Annotated in this window: 17 protein-coding genes; 7 read left to right on the top strand and 10 right to left on the bottom strand. The window is 32.3% G+C overall.

What is annotated here, in order from left to right; translation table 11 throughout:
- Positions 1-35 precede the first annotated feature (35 nt).
- On the top strand, positions 36-1,046 hold the full coding sequence (locus AABD74_RS17500) for a hypothetical protein (protein ID WP_406843730.1): 1,011 nt from the start codon (positions 36-38) through the stop codon (positions 1,044-1,046).
- 14 nt (positions 1,047-1,060) lie between these two features.
- Here the strand turns inward: AABD74_RS17500 and AABD74_RS17495 are convergent, their stop codons facing one another.
- From AABD74_RS17495 to AABD74_RS17475, 5 genes are all read right to left on the bottom strand, one after another.
- On the bottom strand, positions 1,061-1,618 hold the full coding sequence (locus AABD74_RS17495; RefSeq protein ID WP_232682048.1) for a phage tail protein: 558 nt from the start codon (positions 1,616-1,618) through the stop codon (positions 1,061-1,063).
- A 671-nt stretch (positions 1,619-2,289) separates the two neighbouring features.
- Complete coding sequence (locus tag AABD74_RS17490; RefSeq protein WP_232682047.1) at positions 2,290-2,598, bottom strand: hypothetical protein; 309 nt, start codon at positions 2,596-2,598, stop codon at positions 2,290-2,292.
- Positions 2,599-2,676: 78 nt separating this feature from the next.
- Positions 2,677-3,804 carry a PepSY-associated TM helix domain-containing protein gene (locus tag AABD74_RS17485; RefSeq protein WP_406843729.1) on the bottom strand — a complete coding sequence of 376 codons (1,128 nt, stop codon included), beginning with the start codon at positions 3,802-3,804 and terminating at the stop codon, positions 2,677-2,679.
- Between the two features lie 50 nt (positions 3,805-3,854).
- Positions 3,855-6,299, bottom strand: coding sequence for a TonB-dependent siderophore receptor (locus tag AABD74_RS17480; protein ID WP_406843728.1), 2,445 nt, complete (start codon positions 6,297-6,299; stop codon positions 3,855-3,857).
- 373 nt (positions 6,300-6,672) lie between these two features.
- Positions 6,673-7,191: a hypothetical protein gene (locus AABD74_RS17475; RefSeq protein ID WP_232682044.1), complete on the bottom strand. Its 519-nt coding sequence runs from the start codon at positions 7,189-7,191 to the stop codon at positions 6,673-6,675.
- Positions 7,192-7,299: 108 nt separating this feature from the next.
- On the opposite strand from AABD74_RS17475, the gene AABD74_RS17470 reads away from it, so the two are divergent.
- The 4 genes from AABD74_RS17470 to AABD74_RS17455 all read left to right on the top strand — a co-directional run bounded on the left by AABD74_RS17470 (position 7,300) and on the right by AABD74_RS17455 (position 10,312).
- Positions 7,300-7,680, top strand: coding sequence for a helix-turn-helix domain-containing protein (locus AABD74_RS17470; protein WP_232682043.1), 381 nt, complete (start codon positions 7,300-7,302; stop codon positions 7,678-7,680).
- A gap of 335 nt (positions 7,681-8,015) precedes the next feature.
- Entirely contained in the window at positions 8,016-8,507 is a 492-nt protein-coding gene (locus AABD74_RS17465; RefSeq protein WP_232682042.1) for a GNAT family N-acetyltransferase, read from the top strand.
- Between the two features lie 2 nt (positions 8,508-8,509).
- Positions 8,510-8,995, top strand: a complete 486-nt coding sequence (locus tag AABD74_RS17460; protein ID WP_406843727.1) for a MarR family winged helix-turn-helix transcriptional regulator — start codon at positions 8,510-8,512, stop codon at positions 8,993-8,995.
- Between the two features lie 345 nt (positions 8,996-9,340).
- Complete coding sequence (locus tag AABD74_RS17455) at positions 9,341-10,312, top strand: LysR substrate-binding domain-containing protein (protein WP_406843726.1); 972 nt, start codon at positions 9,341-9,343, stop codon at positions 10,310-10,312.
- A 103-nt stretch (positions 10,313-10,415) separates the two neighbouring features.
- On the opposite strand, the gene AABD74_RS17450 is transcribed toward AABD74_RS17455, so the two are convergent.
- Positions 10,416-10,832: an OsmC family protein gene (locus AABD74_RS17450; protein ID WP_406843725.1), complete on the bottom strand. Its 417-nt coding sequence runs from the start codon at positions 10,830-10,832 to the stop codon at positions 10,416-10,418.
- A gap of 477 nt (positions 10,833-11,309) precedes the next feature.
- Between AABD74_RS17450 and AABD74_RS17445 the strand changes: the two genes are divergently transcribed.
- Both AABD74_RS17445 and AABD74_RS17440 read left to right on the top strand, forming a co-directional pair.
- Positions 11,310-13,742: a hypothetical protein gene (locus AABD74_RS17445; RefSeq protein ID WP_406843724.1), complete on the top strand. Its 2,433-nt coding sequence runs from the start codon at positions 11,310-11,312 to the stop codon at positions 13,740-13,742.
- Between the two features lie 387 nt (positions 13,743-14,129).
- Complete coding sequence (locus tag AABD74_RS17440) at positions 14,130-15,386, top strand: aspartyl protease family protein (protein WP_406843723.1); 1,257 nt, start codon at positions 14,130-14,132, stop codon at positions 15,384-15,386.
- A 39-nt stretch (positions 15,387-15,425) separates the two neighbouring features.
- Here AABD74_RS17440 and AABD74_RS17435 read toward each other — a convergent pair whose 3' ends face one another.
- The 4 genes from AABD74_RS17435 to AABD74_RS17420 form a co-directional block, all read right to left on the bottom strand.
- Positions 15,426-16,607: a putative phage abortive infection protein gene (locus AABD74_RS17435; protein WP_406843722.1), complete on the bottom strand. Its 1,182-nt coding sequence runs from the start codon at positions 16,605-16,607 to the stop codon at positions 15,426-15,428.
- 20 nt (positions 16,608-16,627) lie between these two features.
- Positions 16,628-17,533, bottom strand: a complete 906-nt coding sequence (locus AABD74_RS17430) for a DNA adenine methylase (protein WP_406843721.1) — start codon at positions 17,531-17,533, stop codon at positions 16,628-16,630.
- Between the two features lie 2 nt (positions 17,534-17,535).
- Positions 17,536-19,068: a hypothetical protein gene (locus AABD74_RS17425; protein WP_406843720.1), complete on the bottom strand. Its 1,533-nt coding sequence runs from the start codon at positions 19,066-19,068 to the stop codon at positions 17,536-17,538.
- 293 nt (positions 19,069-19,361) lie between these two features.
- On the bottom strand, positions 19,362-19,595 hold the full coding sequence (locus AABD74_RS17420; protein WP_406843719.1) for a hypothetical protein: 234 nt from the start codon (positions 19,593-19,595) through the stop codon (positions 19,362-19,364).
- Positions 19,596-19,921: the final 326 nt, after the last annotated feature.

The raw sequence follows: 19,921 nt of genomic DNA, 5'->3' as shown, positions 1-19,921 counted from the left end.
AACTTCAAAAAACACATTCTTAGAAGTTATAAAACATGTATAAAGAAGAACTTACGATTATTGTTAAATCTATCATTGCGTCAAATACGGTTAATGAGCATATAAAAAGTGCTCAAAAACTTTCAGATTTTTATAATGAAAATACAAAGTTCAAACATTCAGAAAGCAATGAAATTTCTATTAAAGGTGGTGTTGCCTTATCAAGTTCAGGGGCAGCAGACTGTGTTGATGATTATCTGCGTACTGTTTTTTTTATTAAAGGTGTCTACAAAGCTTTGATTAAATTATGTGCAGATTTTCCGGAGAGAAGTATTAATGTACTATATGCCGGCTGTGGGCCTTATGCAACTTTAATTCTGCCTTTACTTCCATTATTTAATAAAGAGAGGATTAATGCTGTTTTAATAGATATTAATAATTCATCCATTAAATCTGTCCAAAATCTTTTGTCAATTTTTAATCTGGAAGATTATAAAATGCAACTAGTAGAAGCAGATGCCACAACTTATATAAAGCCGGAAGATTTTAGTATCGATCTTGCCATTTCTGAAACTATGCATTATGCATTAACCCGAGAGCCGCAAGTCGCTATTACAAAAAATATTATGCAGCAGTTATCATCCCATTCCTTATTTATTCCAGAAGAAATAAAGATCGATCTTGCTTTTAGTTTTTTTGATTTTGAACCTTACCTTAAAAAAGCTGTATATGAAGGAAAGGGCCGCAAACAATTGCAGCCCTATTCACATAATGTATTTGTTGATAGATTATTTACAATAAACAAAGAACATTTCAGCAGAGAAAATCCAAATTCAATAATTGAAAGTAGTTTTTATATTCTGCCGGATAATTTTGCCGATCATCCTGATGTATGCCTTTTTACTGAAGTTAAGATATATGAAGACATAGAGTTAAAAACTGCAGAGTCTTACATAACAAATCCTTATTGTCTTGTATCTATGTACAGTATCAAAGATTACTCAGAAATTCAATTGATATATGATTTTAGCGAAATACCGCAATGGTCATATAAATTGAAAGAATGATCTAAGTTTGAATATTAATTTCTTGATGGGAAAAGACCTGAAACGCAAATAATATAGTTTATTGCTAAATAAGGCTGCATTACAGATATTGGAATATTACCGCCAGTTGGACCTGTAGTAATAGTACTCGCTAAATTTACACTTGGAGTTGCCGTTGTAAAACCTAATGTAGGAGCAAAAGCTCTTGCTACTGATGACCCGGGTGTTGAAATTGAAGCACCATCTACCGGAACAGATAATGTTGAATCTGCACCGCTTACACCAATTGTACCAGGCCCTGCGTGTACGTGGGCAGGTAAATTAGAAGTTAACAGGCTCACATTTGGAGTACCAGCTGTTTCGCCTAGAACATAGCTGCCGCCTTGTGGGCTGTTTCCTTGTCCAATTGGTACGATACCTTGTAAGTTAGGTAAGGCAAATGTAGTTGTACCATTTCCACCATATGTGGTTCCTAAAATTGAAAATAAAGCAGTGTTTTGGGCAATAGACAATATTTGTCCTTGACAAAGCATAAAACCTCTTGGCGCAAAATTTCCAGCAAAAATTTTGATTACTCCTAAGTACTCTTCCATAATTTTTTAATTTAATAGGTTAATGTTAGTTTTTTTGAATTATTAATGATTTGTCGGGTCTGGTTAAAAACTCTGACAATTTTTTTAATACGACGCTAAATTACTTTATGTAACTATTTTTAAAACAGGTGTTTATACCTGATTTTTATACAGGATATATTTTTGTTAAAGCAAATCCCCTGCATTTTTAAATTAAATCACTAAATTTTTTGTGGTTTAATTCAAGTTTAAAATTAGATCTCTATAGGCTTAACAAGGAAAAATTTGTCATAAAACAGGTTTTTCTTGTCATGAAATTGCATTTTAACGAAGGCGTGTAAGGTTAATTTTATAAGGTTTTTTCGTGTAAAATAAAGTGAAAAAACAAACGGCTTAACTTGTAATTTTTAGTTTGAAGTAATCTTTCAGGAAAAGAATATAATAAAGGTAGATAAAAACTTACAAACAAAAACAAGTTTTTTATCAGATTTTTGCCTGTCAAGAAAAAGTATTTACAAACTAATTGATTGAATTACAGTAAAAACAAAAATAAACTGTCAGCAGCTATATACTCGTTACCTTATTATTAAGGATTATGTAAGCTGCTGACAGTTTATTTTTTTGAGCTTTAATCAAGAAATTTTACTCAGGTAAAACTGGTATTTACGAAACTGCTGGATGCTTTGTGCTATTTAAGCAGAATGTTCGTCTATTATATTTTTAACACTGCGAATAAAAATTTCAGTATCTATAATCTCTTCTTTAATATAGATATCATAATTAGTTAAATTAAACTGTTCAAGCATATCTTTTTTTAAATACTTTATCAGCGATTCAATGCTTCTTGTATCACTGTTATTATGTTTTTTCAGCTCACGCTGTTTACTTTCAAGGTAAGCTAGTGATTTTTTTAATCTTTGAATGCTTAATCTATCCACGCCGAATCTTTTTAATTTAACTTCTTTGCTGCAAACGTTTAAAATGACAATCAAGTTTGTCATTTTTTCAAAAAATAAAATTTTTTAGCCAAATATAATTAACTATTTCTACTATAAGAAACTGAAATAGTATTAGTTATGTTAGTAATGAATTATGGTTGTTTTTTTGTTTTTTTTTCTTCCAAGCCAAATTAAAAAACCGGTAACTGGCAGTGTCGCTGCAAAAATACAAACCAAAAAAGCCAGAGCTTTTGTTGGATAACCGTAAATACTTCCGGTATGAATTGGAAAAATTAAACGTCTTACTTTATCACCATTGCTTAATTTTTCGTAAGGCCTGGTTTTCAGGATTTCACCGGTATATTTATCAAAATAGACTATACTTGAAATATTTGGTATCGATTTTTCGAGGTTTAATTTGATAACCATAATACTGTTTATCGTATCAGATGGAATTCTAATCTGCGTATCACCTTTATATTTGTAAATACTGTCTGTTTTAGAAAACAGGGTTTGATAGAAATAAGTTTTATCGAGATTAGGATCAATTTTCGTTGGATTTTCTACTTTGGCCGAAGGTTTCTTTGTGGTTCCATCCGCCAATAAATAAATCGTACTTTCAAACCATTTAAAAGACCATGTTAAACCCGTTAAGGAGATTATGAGAAGAAAAAGAAAAGCATAGAATCCAAAAGTCGAGTGAAAATCCCAATTGACCCTTTTAAATGAAGCACCCCATTTTACGGTTAATCGTTGTTTTAGGTTTTTCATTTTCTTCGGCCACCATAAAATGATTCCTGAAATCAGCATAAATGCGAAGATCAGGCAGCTGCAGCCAATGATAAATTTTCCAACATCGCCTAACATTAAATGACGGTGTAAATCTAAAACCACCGAAAAGAATCTGCTTTTTTCAGGCATTTTACCCAAAACTTCTCCAGTGTAAGGATCAACAGAAAAAATCTGATCTTTCTTATCCATATCAGTTCCGGTAATAATTACCGTTCTTTCAGGATCATCAAAAGTCTGGACACGATCTAATTTTTTGATTGAATATTTTTGCTGAATATTTTTAATATAAAAATCAACCATCATTTTTTTTGTTCCAATTTCCGAAACCTTATAGAATTCAGGATTTACAAATTCGTCGATTTCATCTTCAAAAACAAGAATACTTCCGGTAAGTGCGGCAATAAAAACAATTAGCCCGGATGCAAGTCCGAGCCAAAGGTGTAATAAGCCAATATTTTTCTTAAACGTTTTATTCATATTAAATAGGTAATTTCAAAAGTGTTTTCAAAATATAAATAAAGCATTTATTAAAACGAATATCCTAGCGTTAGCAGCCAGTTCGAAGGCGCACCAGGAAACAAACGAATATAATCGTAACCTCCAACCCAATACGTTTTGTTGGTTATGTTGTTAGCATTCAGCTGAATTTTAAATTTATTAATGCTGTAATACAAAGCAGCGTTAAATAAAGTATAACCCGGAATTGTCTGTGTTACAGTCTGGCTTAAGTTACGGGTAGTTACGAAATTGCTCCCAAAAGCAAGACCAAAATCTTTCAAAGCACCGTCTGTAAAGTTATAACGTGTCCAAACATTTCCTTGTTGTTTTGGAGTATTAGGTTTTTGTCTTCCAATTTCAGTAGCTGTAGGACTTTCTGTAATTGCCGCTTCGTTGTAAGAATAAGCTGCAGAAATACTCCAGTTACGTGTGATGCTTCCGTTTACATCAATTTCAATACCTTTTGATTCTTCTTCACCAATTGATCTCATTAAATCTGGATTTGTTGGATCGTTGGCCGGATATAAAGTGTTTTTCTGCTGAATTTTAAATAAAGCTACAGTCACAAAAAGTTTTTCTTTAAACCAAGAAGATTTTCCTCCAAATTCTACCATATTACTTTCTAACGGATCAAACGGACCTCCCGCATTTGGATTTGATAAAGATGATGCTGTCTGCGGATTATATCCTTTTACGTAAGTTCCGTATAAATTAATGTTCGGATTAAGTGTATAAGTCAATCCAAAACGAGGAAGAAACGAATGCTGTTTTACTTTCTTTTCAGTGGCTTTTTTGTAGTTTTCCTTATCAGTATATTCATCATAACGAACTCCGATTAAAGCCTGAAAAGCACCAAATTTAATATGATCCTGAAGGTAGATTCCATATAAAGAATAATAAGTCGGGTCAAACGGACGAGCAACATAAAAATATTTACTCATATCTTTTAACTGCTGTGAAGCCATTGGGTTTGTTAAATCAAAATGCGCCACATTTGGAACCGGATTTCCTTTTGAATCTAATAAATATAGATTCTTTTTTGTCGGGTCATACGTTGCAATTGATCCGTTATTAGCTGCATTTCTATATCCCGTTGCCTGCAATTGAGAACCTCCAGGCGGAACATGTTCTTGTGCATAATCATAACCGGCAATTAAATTGTGGTCTAAAGCCCCTGTTTTTGCCTGATATTTAAAGAAAGCAGAAAGATTATCAATATAACGTTTGCGTTTGCGTTGAAAAACCTGCATTTCAATTGCCGTCGGAATTGTTGATCCGTCTCCGGCAGAAGCATATTTATTAGCCCCTCGATGTTCCAAAAGATCTTCTGTATAACCTGTACGAATGTATGAAGCAGAAAACGAGAAACGATCTGTAAACTGATGATTCAATGAAGTTGTAACAATATATGTTTCTTCATTTAAATAATCATTTGTTGAGTTTAATGAATTAGAAATTTTTGTCGAATATAAATTATTTTCATAAGTCGACTGCCCGCGGTCTAAGTTACTTTTCGAACCTGTATAAATCAAGTCGAAGTTTACACTTGTTTTATCATTTGGAAGAAACGAAAGGGAAGGAGCAATGACAATATTTTTGTCGAATTGTAAATCTCTAAAAGAATTAGCGTTTTCATAACCTAAATTCAAACGGTATAAAAGTGATTTATCTTCTGTTAGCGGTCCAGTAAAATCGGCTAAAGCCCTTAAAGTATTAAAACTTCCAGTTGAAAAACTTATGCTGTTAGCAGCCTGATCAAGAGGTTTTTTAGTAACTCTGTTTAAAACCCCGCCAGGTGAAGCATTTCCAAATAAAGCAGATGAAGGCCCTTTTAAAACTTCAACACGCTCCAAATAGTTTGCAAGAGGTTGTTTCCAAAACCCTGTAGAAGTCCTCATTCCGTTAAGCAGCTGTGTATTACTTCCTCCATTAATTCTAAAACCTCTTATCGAAATATCATCATAAAAAGTAAACTGACTCACACCGCTGAAGTTTTTTACAACTTCGCCTACCCGAATAGAACCCTGGTCTGCGATTAACTCTTTTGTGGCATACGACACTGCCTGAGGAAGATCTTTTAAAGCAATTTCTGTTTTGGCACCAATAAAAGATTTCGTGTTTTTATACGATTTCTCTTTTCTTCCCGTAATTTCTACAGTCTGTAAGGTATTAATGTTTTCTTGTAAAACTATAGAAAGGTCAAGGTTTTCATTTTCATGCAATTCAACTGTTTTTTCCTGAACAGAAAACCCCATTGCCGAAAAATAAATAGTATAATTTCCTGGTGTTAGATTATTGATTTCAAAATTTCCTTTATCGTCAGAGGCAGCACTCTTTTTAGGATTTTTGATAGAGATTGAAGCATAAGAAACAGCTTCGTTATTTTCGGAAGTTATTTTTCCGGTAATTTTAGCATTTTGCGCCTGACCTAAATTTAAAAAGGCAAGAAGAAAAAATAAATAAATAAATTTCATGGCTGGTAATTATTTTGATTTTATGCTGCAAATCTATATTTATTTAGATTAATTACAAATAATTTAAAATTAAATAATCAGTATATTTTAGAATAATTTTAAGAAATCGATATAGTACAAAAAAAAATGAAATAAGCCTCTTACAAAAACAGAAGAGGCTTATAGATTTTTTATTTCTGATAGAAATTATTGTTTGTGATATAACCGAAGTGATGGCAAAAAATAATTCGATATAAAAAGGATATTAACTTTCATTAAAAAAAAAACACAAAAACCGATGAAATTATGCTCGGAATAATTCCTGTTTTGATAAAAAAAGAACAATTCCTGCCAATGTAAGTTATGATATTATACTCAGATTTAGCCCGTATTATCAGACTATCATTTTCTCTTTAGCCGCTTTAACCAGACCATCCAGCCAATCCTGATGTCCGTTGATCATTGGATTTGGTTTAGTGTTTGCTAATTCTATGGCTGGTTTTCCAATTTGCGATTCCTGAGTTAATATACGTACTCTTCCTCCGGGCAAATCTTCAATAAGCCATGCATGAATAACATTTATTTTTGTTTCTAAATCACTTCCGGCCCAGCCGTGCCATGCTATTCGCGCCGGCTGCCCTGATTTTGGTGCAGTAAATTCCGTAATCTGTGCTTCTACAGGAAAACCAAAAGTTTTAAACCGAAAGCGGGCGTTGTCGTAAAGCACTTTATCTTCTTTATTAATAAATTCGATATCTGCTGAGTTATTGTAATATTTAGGCCAGGCAAAAGGATTGCTTAAATACGGCCAAATTTCGTTTGTGGTTAATCCCGCCGCAATAACTTCATTTGAACAATAATTATCAGTCGTTCCCGGAAGGTATTCCTCTGGCCAGTGAATTGAATTTTGCATCTTTAAAATGTTTATTATTAATACTATAAAAATTATAGTTGCAAAATTATTTATAGTTAATTAGTTTTGCAATAACTATCAAATAGGATAGGTATAAAAAAATAAACGATGGCAAAAGGAAATGAATGTACAGGAAATTATGTAAAAGTTGACGGAAGAAGTTATCCGTGTACAGTAAGTCTGGCAATGGATTTAATTGGAGGAAAATGGAAAGCCGTAATTTTGTATCATTTAAAAGACAATGAAAAACGATTCAGCGAATTGCGGAAAGAAATCCCGTTAGTGACCGAAATGACTTTGAGTTTACAGCTAAAGCAGCTTGAAAAAGATGGTTTAGTAACCCGAAAAGTCTATGGAGAAAAACCACCGATTAAAGTAATTTATGAAATGACAGATTTTGGAAAAACTTTTATTCCGGCACTCGAAGCGATTACCAGCTGGGGAAATCAGGTAGTAATCGAAAAAGGGGAGTTTGTTACAGAAGATTAAATCTTAATTTCTCTATTTTTAATATGACTTCTATATGAATTCGTTTTTTCGATTTCTTTCCATATTCATGAAATCATATAAGTTATATATGGTAATCTAAGTTTTCCAGTTATTTAAAATCTACAAAGACACAATTTTTTTGTTTCACACAGATTTATCCATAAAGAATCTGCTAAATCTGCGTGAAACAAATAGCAGTTTTATAAATAAAACTTAATGCCTTACCATCTTAGCTGCATTATAAACAAAAATATTAAATTAAATCATAAAAATGAAGAAATGTTTTTATTTATGTATTTAACTACGTAGTTTTGTAAAGTAAAAATTTAAATATCATGGAGCCAAAAATTAAACCTGTAGAAAACCAATATTCAAACACCATTGTCGATTTAATATTAAACATTCAGCAAAAAGAATTTAATGTACCCATAACTATTGAAGACCAGCCTGATTTGTTTAATATCAATAATTTTTATTATGCCACGGGCGGAGGTTTTTGGGGAGCTTTTATAAATGACGAATTAGTGGGAACGATTGCTTTGGTAAAATTTTCTGATACTGAAGCGGCGATAAGAAAAATGTTTGTAAAGAAAGAATTTCGCGGAAAAGAGTTTTCGATCGCGCAGAAATTATTAGAGACTTTAACCGCATATTGCAAAGAAAACGGAATCAATGATTTATATTTGGGAACCGTTTCAATATTAGAAGCAGCATTGCGTTTTTATGAAAAAAATGATTTTGTGCGAATCGAAAAAGAAAAGCTTCCGGAAGCCTTTCCGTTAATGGCACCAGACAATATATTCTGTCATTTAACTTTAAAGAAATAAAGATGAACATTATAGACGAATCAGGTATTTTGGCTATTTCGACCCGATTGCAGCGATTGAGTGAACAATTACGGAAAGACGGCGCTTTATTTTATAAATCGTACGGGATTGATTTTGAACCCAAATGGTTCCCTGTAATCTATACCCTGCATTATAAAGAGGTTTTAAGTGTAGTTGAAATCGCTAACGAAATTGGTTATACACATCCATCAACAATAAGTTTATTAAAAGAACTGGAAAAACAAAAACTGATTCGTTCTAAAAAAGATAAAATCGACGAACGTAAAAGACTTATTCAGCTTACCGCAAAAGGGCAGGAACTAATCGAACAAATGAAACCCGTTTGGGATGTTATGAAAAAAGCCTTAAGTGATATTGCCGATAACCAGAATAATCTGCTTAAGGCCATTAATGAAGCCGAAAATAAAATAATGCATCAAAGCTTTTTACAGCGTGCTCTGCAGTTAAAAAGTGAAGGGGAGAAGTAAAAAAGAAAAAGCGATCTTATTAGGATCGCTTTTTTTGGTTAAAACATTTAAGTGGAACAAAACAATATTTTAAGAATGATAAACTCAACATGCTCCAAAAACAAATACCATTTGAATTTACTCCATTCTACAAATATCATTTATTAAATATACGATAAAAGCTACAATTTAGATTTAAATGTATTGTTAAATTTTGTAAATATTTTTTTATTCGCAGCAACTTTGTTAAAGTTTTGAACTTTGACAAGGTTTATCTGCGGTTTTAAAATCTTGCAGAATCACTATATTTTTGTTTTATAACTGTAAATTGATATTTACGTATCTTTATAAAATAAAATTATAATTATGACTATTCAGCAGTTAAAATATATAGTAGCCTTAGACGAAGAACGCCATTTTGCTAGAGCAGCCGAAGCTTGTATGGTGACACAACCCGGACTTACGATTCAGTTAAAGAATCTCGAAGAAGAAATTGGGATCAAGATTTTCGATAGAAATAAAGTACCATTAACACCTACAATTCCCGGAATCGAGATTATCAATAAAGCCAGAAAAATTCTTCGCGAAGCCGATGAAATTAGGGATTTTGTAGTGAATGAAAAAAATCTTTTAGAAGGTGAGCTCAAGCTCGGCATTATTTCTACTTTATCGCCTTATCTAATTCCGCTGTTTATTAAAGCGATGAAAGAAGCCGCTCCAAAAGTAAAATTCATTATAAGAGAAGCCAATACCGGACAATTAATGAAGGATTTAGAAACCGGAACGCTCGACGTTGTTATTATGGCAACGCCAGCCGGAAACCCAAATTTAATTGAACATCCTATTTTTAAAGAACCTTTTGTGGCATATTTAAATGAATTACATCCAATGGCAAATGAAGAATTTTACGAACTTCAGCCAACCGATAAAGCCGAATTGTTACTGCTTCATCATGAATTCTGTTATAATGCTCAGTTATTGGACATCTGCGGACTAAAAACTTCTGATAAAATAAAAGAACAGTTTACGTACGATATCAGTTCAATAGAAACCTTAAAAAATCTGGTCCGTGCACAATTAGGATTTGCGATTATTCCGCAGCTTTCTATTTTAAACGAAGCAGCATCGGGACTTTTTAAACCTTTTAAAGAGCCTATTCCGGTAAGAGAAATCAGTTTAGTAGTTTCAGATTCATTTTCGAAGAAATTATTACTCGAAAAAATGAACGAAGCCATTTGGAACTGCCTTCCTGATTCGCTTAAAAAAGATTTTGCCTATCGAAAAATACGCTGGAACGATTCGCCTTATTTTTTGAAATCAGTAAGTAAGTCTGCCTAAAAAATTAAATTCCAATATTTGAAATTCCAAATTCCAAATTTTGATGAGGCCTGGAATTTGGAATTTCAGATATTGGAATTTATCTAAAGTTCTTGATATTTAATTAGCTTAATGTTACAGCTAAAGTAATTTCGGTGTTTAATAATTTTGAAATTGGGCAGATTTCTTTTGCCTTTTGAGCTGTTTTTTGAAAATCTTCTTCAGAAATCCCCAGAACTTTTCCGTTAAGTTCTAACTGAATTAAAGTAATTGTACCATCTTCAAAAGTTACTTTTGCTGTTGTGTCTAAATCTTCGGGAACAAATCCGGCTTCAGATAATAAAAAGCTTAACTGCATTGTAAAACAGCCAGAATGTGCTGCTGCGATTAATTCTTCCGGGTTTGTTCCTACACCTTGGTCAAAACGGGTTTTAAATGATAATTGTGCATTATCTAGTGTTGTGCTTTGTGTACTAATGGTTCCTTTTCCTTCCATTCCAGTACCTTTCCAGTTTGCATTTGCTCTTCTTGTAAATTTCATGATTTCTATTTTTATAAATTATTTTTTAAAACTATCAAATCATTTCTTTGATTTTGATGAGACAAAGTTATGGTGATGATGTTTATTAATCAAATTAATAATTTTTAACCATTATAAAATAATTTTATAACAATGATTTTAGAAACCTCTTAAAATAATACAGTATAATGTTTTGTACGAATTATGCTTTTTTTTGTTCCAATATCGTTTTTATTTGTAAGAAAAATATTTATATTTGTTTTAGTGATTTTCTTTTTCCGAATTTTAGTAGCATTAAATTAAGCATTCAGTTTTGCTCTTTAATTTTAATTAAGACAGAAAACGGCTTATTATCTTGTTTCATTTTAGAATATGAAACCAAGTAGATGTTTGATTTTTAGGTTTATAGTTTCCGTCAACTTAATTTAGACCTATAATTTTTACGAGAATCCTACAAAAAGTAAATTTTTCAATAAATAGTAATCAAATTTTTAATTTATGAAAAAAACATTTCTAATAGTTGTATGCAGTGTTAGTTCAATTTTTTTCTCTTGTAAGAAAGATCAAAACTCTGATCAGTTAGGTTCTGAAACTGCTCAGACAGATGCTAACACACTTATTGATAACGGCTGGCCGAGGGAAGCAGAAAATAACGGCACAAAACTGGTTTATTATCAGCCTCAGGTTGATGATTGGAATGATTATAAAGAAATTACGGCCAGACTGGCTTTTTCTTTAACTCCAAAAGACGGGAAAGAAGTGTTAGGAGTAGCTTCTTTAAAAGCTTCAACACTGGTAGATAAAGATAACCGAAACGTTTTTTTTAGAAATATTGAAGTAACTGATGTACGATTTCCTTCCCTGGATGAAAAAGCAGTTCCTCAAATGGAAAAATTGTTTAAAGAAACACTGCCAAAAGGCGGCGACCCAGTTTCGGTAGATCGTATTATGGCAGATTTAAGCCAAACCAAAAGTCCTTCAAAAGGAATTGCGGCAAAAAATGATGCCCCAACAATTTTTTACAGCACAAATCCGGCTGCTTTGGTTATAGTGCAGGGCGAACCAGTTTTTGTACCTGTAGAAAAAACAGATATACAATATGTAGTAAATACAAATTGGGATTTGTTTTTTGATAAAACAGCAAAAGATTACTATTTACTGGCAGATAATGTTTGGCTTACTTCAAAAAAAATAGATTCAGACTGGGTAAAAACTACTAAACTTCCTTCTGGTTTAAGTAATCTTCCATCTGGGCAAAATTTTGATGATGTCAAAAAAATGATACCGCCCCCGTCATCTGGTGCTGCACCACAGGTTTTTTACAGCAATAAACCAGCAGAATTAATTGCAGTAAACGGAAACCCTAAATTTGTTAAAATAGACGGGACAAAATTGTTATACATCGACAATACCGAAAATGATGTTTTTGCCAATGAAGCCGATGGTCAATATTATGTTCTATTATCAGGCAGATGGTTTAAATCTAAAGAATTAACAGGACCTTGGACTTATGCAGGTAATAACCTGCCTGCTGATTTTGCCAAAATCCCTAAAAATTCACCTCGTGCAAATGTACTGTCATCAGTACCGGGAACACAGGAAGCCAAAGATGCGGTAATGCTGGCGCAGGTTCCTACAACTGCCATTATAAAGAAATCAGATGCCGAAGCAAAGGCAAAAGTTACTTATGACGGAACCCCGCAGTTTAAACCTATTGAAGGTACAAAAATGCAATATGCCAGCAATACACAAGACAAAGTTATAAAAGTAGGCGATTTGTATTATTTATGTTTTCAGGCAGTTTGGTTTATGTCTACAAGTCCAAACGGACCTTGGGAAACAGCTGCTTCTGTACCAAAAGAAATTTACACCATTCCGCCAACTTCGCCTGTGTATAATGTAACATATGTTACACAAACTACAACCGATACAACTGTAGAGAGCAGTACAACAGCAGGTTATTTTGGAGCTTTTATTGTAGGCGCAACAGTGGGTGCAATATTAACGTATGGTACTGGATATTACTATCCACCTTATGTTTATTATGGAGGCTTATATCCTGTTTATCATCCGTGGCCTTGCAGTTATGGCGCAGGCGCTGTTTACAATCCGTGGACAGGTGGCTGGGCGGCCGGAAGAAGTGTATACGGGCCTTACGGCGCTGCAGGAACATCAGCTTGGTATAATCCGGCAACAGGAAGATACGGACGTTCTGCAAGTGTTCAGGGCTGGTATGGCGGTCGTACTGCTGCAAGTACTTATAACCCTTGGACTGGAAATTATGCCAGAACCAATCAAGGCCATAATGCGTATGCGCAATGGGGACATTCTGCAGCTACAAATGGCAATCAATGGGTGCAGACCGGTCACGTTACTACAAGACGCGGAACAGCAATTGGTTATGAAACTTCTGGTGGAAAAGAAGGTGTAATTACGCATCACAGAGGCGGAGGAACCACAATTCATACCAATAATAATGTATATGCAGGTCATGATGGGCATGTGTATAAAAAAGATGCTAACGGAAACTGGAGCCATTACAATAACGGAAACGGAGGCTGGTCACAAGCTGGTACTCTGGGTTCTACAAGCAAATCTGGCGGAGCTGTTGAACATACTAAACCAAGTCAAGGACTTGGTGCAAATGGGGCAGGAGTTCAGCGCGATAATCAAAACCTTGGTGGAGAAAACCGTTTAGGTGAAGGCGCTCAGCGTGATAACCTTTCAAGACCAGATCAAACACTTGGACAGCCGAGTAAACCACTTGGAGAAGCAGGCCATTCTGATATAACAAACGACCTGGATAGATCAGCTTTATCCAGAGATCGCGGAGAATCGCAAACCCGAAATTTTCAAAACTTCCAAAGAGACGGAAGCCGTTTAGGCGGTGGTAATTTTGGAGGCGGCGGAGGCTTTAGAGGAAGAAGATAAATAAGATTCATGGTTAATTACAATTAGGAAAATCAGGAATGGCAGTAATATGCCAGACCTGATTTTTTTTATTAAAAATTCCAATTAAAAATTCCAAATTTCAACGCAGCCTTGTCATTTCGAGGAACGAGAAATCACACTAGAAACTCTACAAAGATTGGCGGCATTTATTAAAAATCCCAATTTTTAAATTCCAAATTCCAACGCAATCTTGTCATTTTGAGGAACGAGAAATCGCACTAGAAACTCCGCAAAGAAAAGCGCCAATCTTTGTCGATATACAAGTGCGATTTCTCCTCCGTCGAAATGACAATACTGTGAAAACTTGAAACATAAAACCTGAAACAAAACAAATTCCCTATATTTAACATTTAAAAAATCAGACAAATGAACTATAAAAAACTTTTATTTTGTCTTTTATTTACAGGACCAATAGTATTGGGACAGACAAACCCGGATATCAGTTTAAAACAATTAAGTAAACAGCATCAGTTTACTAAAATGGATAGTTTGAACAATAAAGTAAAAAGTAAAGATTATTATTTCTATAAAGGCTTATATGCCAATGTCTGCAATAAACCCAAGTTGTCAAATATGTATTTAGACAGTTTGAAAAACAACGAACTGACCAATAGTTACGAATTTGCGAAGCTGAAAAATGATAACTATATAAAACTCTTTAATTACAATTTGGCTTATACAGCTTCTAAAGTTTTAACCCTTAAATTTCAAAAACAATATACCGAAGACGAACTTCAGGACGAATTAAACACACAGCGAATCTGGCAGACTTTACGCAATATGCATGTGCAGACAATTGATAAATTTTCGAAAATTTCAATTGCTGCGGTAAAAGACAAAGCAGGTTTAATTACAACAGAAGTTACCGCAAATGGAATGCAGTCCAGTTTTGTTTTTGATACCGGAGCCGGAATTAGCTGCATTACCGAAAGTATGGCGAAGAAAATGGGAGTTAAAATTCTGCCGGATAATAATATTTCTGTGGCGAGTTTTACGGGACAAAAAAACAAAGTTAGTATAGGTGCTGCACCCGAAATTAATTTAGGCGAATTGAAAATTCATAATGCAGTGTTTTTAGTTTATCCTGATAAGGCTTTTACATTTGCAGACGGCGCTTATGTCATTAACGGAATTATTGGTTTTCCTATAGTAAAAGAGTTAGGAACGATTACGATTGAAAAAGACAAATTGACCTTTTCTAAAGAATTAGAGGCCAATACAAACGAAAAAAACTTGTTTGTAGACGAACTTAGAGCCATTGTAATGCTGAAGTATAAAGGCAAAACCCTGCCGTTTAATTTTGACAGCGGGGCCAAAGAAAGCCTTTTTAACAAAGCGTTTTACGAAACCTTCAAAACTGATCTTGACCGTATGGGTACTTTAGAAACGACTAAATCCTCCGGCGCTGGCGCAGAAGTTGTTTCTACAGAAGTTTTGGTTTTAAAAGACCAGCAAATATATCTTGGAAAAAAACTTATCAAACTCCCAAAAATGGAAATTGACCAAAAGGATTATGGTGTTTATGGCGAAGTAAATTTTGGAAATATTGGGCAAGATGTATTGGGACAATTTGAAAAGGTTGTGATTAGTTTTGATGGTAATTATTTGAGGGTGGAGGATTGAGTTTTTAGTTTTATTCGCTCCCGTTAGAGTTTTCTTTCTCTATTCTTTATCAAGCTCAAATTTAATTTTTGGATAATAATCTTTATACTTTATACCAAAAATATCTTTTCCGGGAAGGTTTTTTATTAAATTGAAATTTGTAATAAGTTTTGAATTTTCCATTCGTTTTTTATTAACCCAAGAATACCTTGATTTTTTGATTTTTGGTAAAAGTTCCCATGACAAACCCAAAAAAGATAAGCTATTTATAAAAAGCAGTGCTTGTTCATGTGTAGAAAGTTGAGTACGTAAAGTTTTTGCATAAAAATATTTTTCATTTTTTGCAAGTTTAGAATTATTATTAATAAAATTGAATGTATGAAAGAGATGTCTGAAGTAATGACCTAATTTATATTGATTTCCTCCATAGTACTTAACAAAACTATTTGAGTACATATTTTCAGTAGCTTTTTTTGTAATATAATACTCATGAGACGAGCTAATTTTTTGATTATTCCTTAGTTCTCTTATAATTTTAAAAGCTGTTACTTTCTTAGTATGACTTGACATTTTATCAATAGTTTCCCATTTAGAATAAAAAACACTATTCTTTATTGGTTTCATAGATATGAAGTCAAGTATTGGTTCATAAAATGTAGATTTATATTTGTTTTCAAAAATATCTTTAATAGTGTCTTTCCCTATAGCTCCAATACCATAAAATACTATTATATATGGAATATTTAATTTAGCTAATTGAATTAAATCAATTTCGGGATGTGTAACTTTTATGGTATTTTCAAGTTCGTTTAAATATTCTGGTGTGTAAACAGATTTAATTTTTTTTAATTTAAAAAAAGGCATTATTTCTTTTTTACATTCTAAAAATTGATTGAAAATATCGTGAATTTCTTTGCGTCCGTTATTATTATCATTTCCTAGTTCAAGAACATTTTCTCTATGTAATTTTAATAAATCAAAAAATTTGTTTTCAAATCTTTCTCTCGTTACAAATCTTGTTTGATCAAAAATTGAAATAACTATTAAAATAAAACCAGCTAAAGAAAATAACGTTCCTACAACACCTCCAATAAAATCTCCAACTTGTCCAGTTTCGGGAAGTAAAATATTTTTACCCAGTTTTATTTCATATTCAAATTTTAAAGCATAGAAGAAATAAATACTAACTGCTATTCCAGCAATTATAGAAATAATTACTATAAAATATAAGAATGTTTTCATTTATTATTTCGAGTAATTTTTTAAATATCTTTATAAATGATTTCTTTGCGATTTCTATTTATTTTAATCTTAAAATTAACAGGATTATAATTTTCTACACTTGGTTGTTTTAAATTGTCACTAAAAAACATTATCTCTTTTCCAGATTTTGATTGTCCTGCAGAATGGTTAAAAGAATATTTCTTAGTAGGTAGATCTTGATATAGTTTTTCAATATTTATGTTATCATCATATGAAACGATCCAATGAATATTATGAATTGATTTTATTTTTTCACTAACTCCTTTATGATGCTCATCCAAATAATGATTCATATATAATTGATCAGCTTTAAGATAATATGGAGGATCAAAGTAAAATATAGTGTCATCATTTTTTGAGGCAAGTTGAATTTTATCTATTAAATCAATAGCATCATCATTTAGTATTTCAATATTTGTACTATATTTTGCTATTAATTTTATTCTTTGTTTAATCTCTTCTTTATTAAATCGACAATTAATTTTATAATTACCCTCTTGTTTAAAACCTCCAATTACACCACCCTTGATAATTCCTGATCGATTTGTCCTATTTAAGAATAATGTTGAAAAGCCTAATGTCAATAAGTCAACAGTTTCTTTTCTCTTTTGAATTTCCTTTTGATGATACCAATTTTCTACAGTAATTTCAGTTTCATCAATAAGTTTGCAAAGCTCAGCAGAATTGTTTTTTACTGAATACCAAAAAGCATAAATAGAAAGATCTTTATCGTTAATTGTAATTTTATTCACATATCCTTCTATTAAAAGGAATAAAGCAACTGATGCTCCACCAGCATATGGTTCAACATAATGATTATGAATATTGTTATCGATACAAATTTTAGCAAGAAAAGCAGAAAGTCTATTTTTTCCACCAGGATATCTTAAAGGAGAGTAAAACATAATTATTTGATTTTTGATATATCTAATGAATTCACTAAATCTGTGATATCTTGTAACATAAACTCAATTAATACTATTAAATTATTTTTAATTTGTTCAGCAATATGTGAAGTTCCTGATACGTGATAATTATGTATTATTTGATGCATTTTTTCAAAGTCGAAATTAGTAAAAGCTTTTTTAAATCCTACATTTAAAATTAGTTCAATAAACTTTTTATTTAATTCATCGAAATCAGTGTGTGGCCTTTTTTTATAGGCAGTTCCAAAATGACCAGAATTACTTAATAGTATATTGGAATGTTTGGTGTTTTCGACAACATATTTCATCACACATTCATAAGTAACACGTGCCATAGCAATCTTAGAATTAGGCATTTTATTACTGTCAATATCAAAATATTCATCAATTCGAGCTTTTAAACCCGAAGGGAGCTGCTTCCTTTTTATGTCGGGATATTTTTTTACTGTACCACGTTTATTTGGTGAACTAGAAGCAGGTGCAGAATTTCCAGAATTTAAATCAGGCGTAGAGTTATCATTTGAATTTGGAATATTAGTATCAGATAATGGCTCTGCATTTGGAGTTTCAGATGAATTATTTGGAGACTGTGATGTTCCTGTATTTGTTTCAGACGGATTTTCTGAAGTCTGTGTTCCTGTACTAGGTGTTTCAGAATTATCATTGGATGATGGTTGAAGGACTAAAGGTTTAGGATCACTATCAAATCCATAATCCTTTAGTTTTTTTATAAAATTTCGATCATTATCGACATCTGACGTTTTAATATCAGGATTATCTTTAATATATTTTACTAAAGCTATGATGTAAGATTTAAATTTTTTTTCATCAGTAATTTCAATTTTAAAAGATGGTGAATTTTTAAATTTATATCCACATAATTTTGCATCTCTAAATAAACGCTCATAGATAATAGTTTTACCTCCGGTTTTTCCTCGGCCCCTTCTTATTTGTTTCCTGAATTCTTCATCACCATGAATGACGGCCTCTTTATAAAAAGATCCTAATTTAATAAAATCTCCTGGTTTTGAATCTAAACTGCTTATTTCTTCGCTCTTACCACTATTTGCGAGATCTAATATATGCAAAGCTTTTGCTATTCTTTCCCAACTACGAAATAATGATGCTGCATGTTCTTCGGCAATTCTTGACTTTAATTCGACTTCATCTTCATAAATGTATACTGGAAGTTCTTCTATAGGCATTTTGTTTTCTGCAAGCAAATACCTACCAGGTAATTGTAAGGCTTTAACCGCTGCGCAACGACGATTTCCATCACGAACAGAATATTTCCCATCTATATCTTTAATAACCCAAAGTGCTTTATCTTCATAGAATTCATTTTTTTTCACTATGGCTTTTGCTATTTCTTCAGCAGCTTCCTCATTTAGTAAGTATAAAATAAGATCTTCTTCTTTCGTACTTCCTTTATATAATTCTGCAAATCTTGGATTATTTATATCAAGTTTTAAATCTTCAAGTTTAATATATTCTAATTTGGATTTTTTTTCCATAACATGATTCGATTAATATGTGACTCAATTAAATGATTTTTATTTATTTTAGATATGGTTTGATTACTGAAAAATGTGTTTCATTGTAATTAAAACAAAGATTATTCTTTAATTATTTACTATTTTACGGTAAACCGTAATCTGATGAAATTTATTCTCAACAAGTATATTAATATTCCAATACCAAAACAACGCGTACTTATACGGTATTTTTCACAAACCCAATAAAAAAAAACAAAACCCTCAATCAAAAAAATGATCAAGGGTTTTTAATTTCAAAAGCAAAATAACCTTTACTCCACATCCAAATAAGGATTCAAAATCTCAGCCAATTCATTGAGCCAGTAAAAGCTGTTTTCTAATTTGATGATTTCTTGCTGCAGGGTTTCATTTTCTCTTATTAAACTTAAAGAAAGAACAAAATTTGCCTGCCTTAAGGCTTTTGCCATTTCTTCTGGCGTTACGGTTTGATTGAAGAAATTAGTAAGCCTGATTTCGGCTTCTTTGGAAAGGGTTTTGGTACTCATAAAGTGAAGAATTTAAGAATAAAAACCCTCATACCTTAGCAGTCTTACGCTTCTTCACGGCGTCAAAGTCCTTTCGGAACTTTACTACATAGCACAAGGGCAAATTTTAATGTCGTCTTAATGTGAAGATTTAAGAAGTTCAAATATAATTAAAAATATTATTATAAGAAAAATAATACATTTTAAATATTTCTTCTAAATCAATTTTCCACAAAATGTTCTTATGAAAATGAGTGCTCTAGCCCTGATCGAAGCGACATCCTTTTGTGCCGGGGTTCGGCACAAAAGATACAGCGTAGAGCAGGAATCAGCTCCTTAAAAATCAA

This window comes from Flavobacterium soyae (genome assembly GCF_045348165.1).
In the GTDB taxonomy this organism is placed as follows: Bacteria; Bacteroidota; Bacteroidia; order Flavobacteriales; family Flavobacteriaceae; genus Flavobacterium; species Flavobacterium soyae.
The sequence above is the reverse complement of the archived record's forward strand: the minus strand, read 5'-3'. Positions and strand labels throughout refer to the sequence as shown.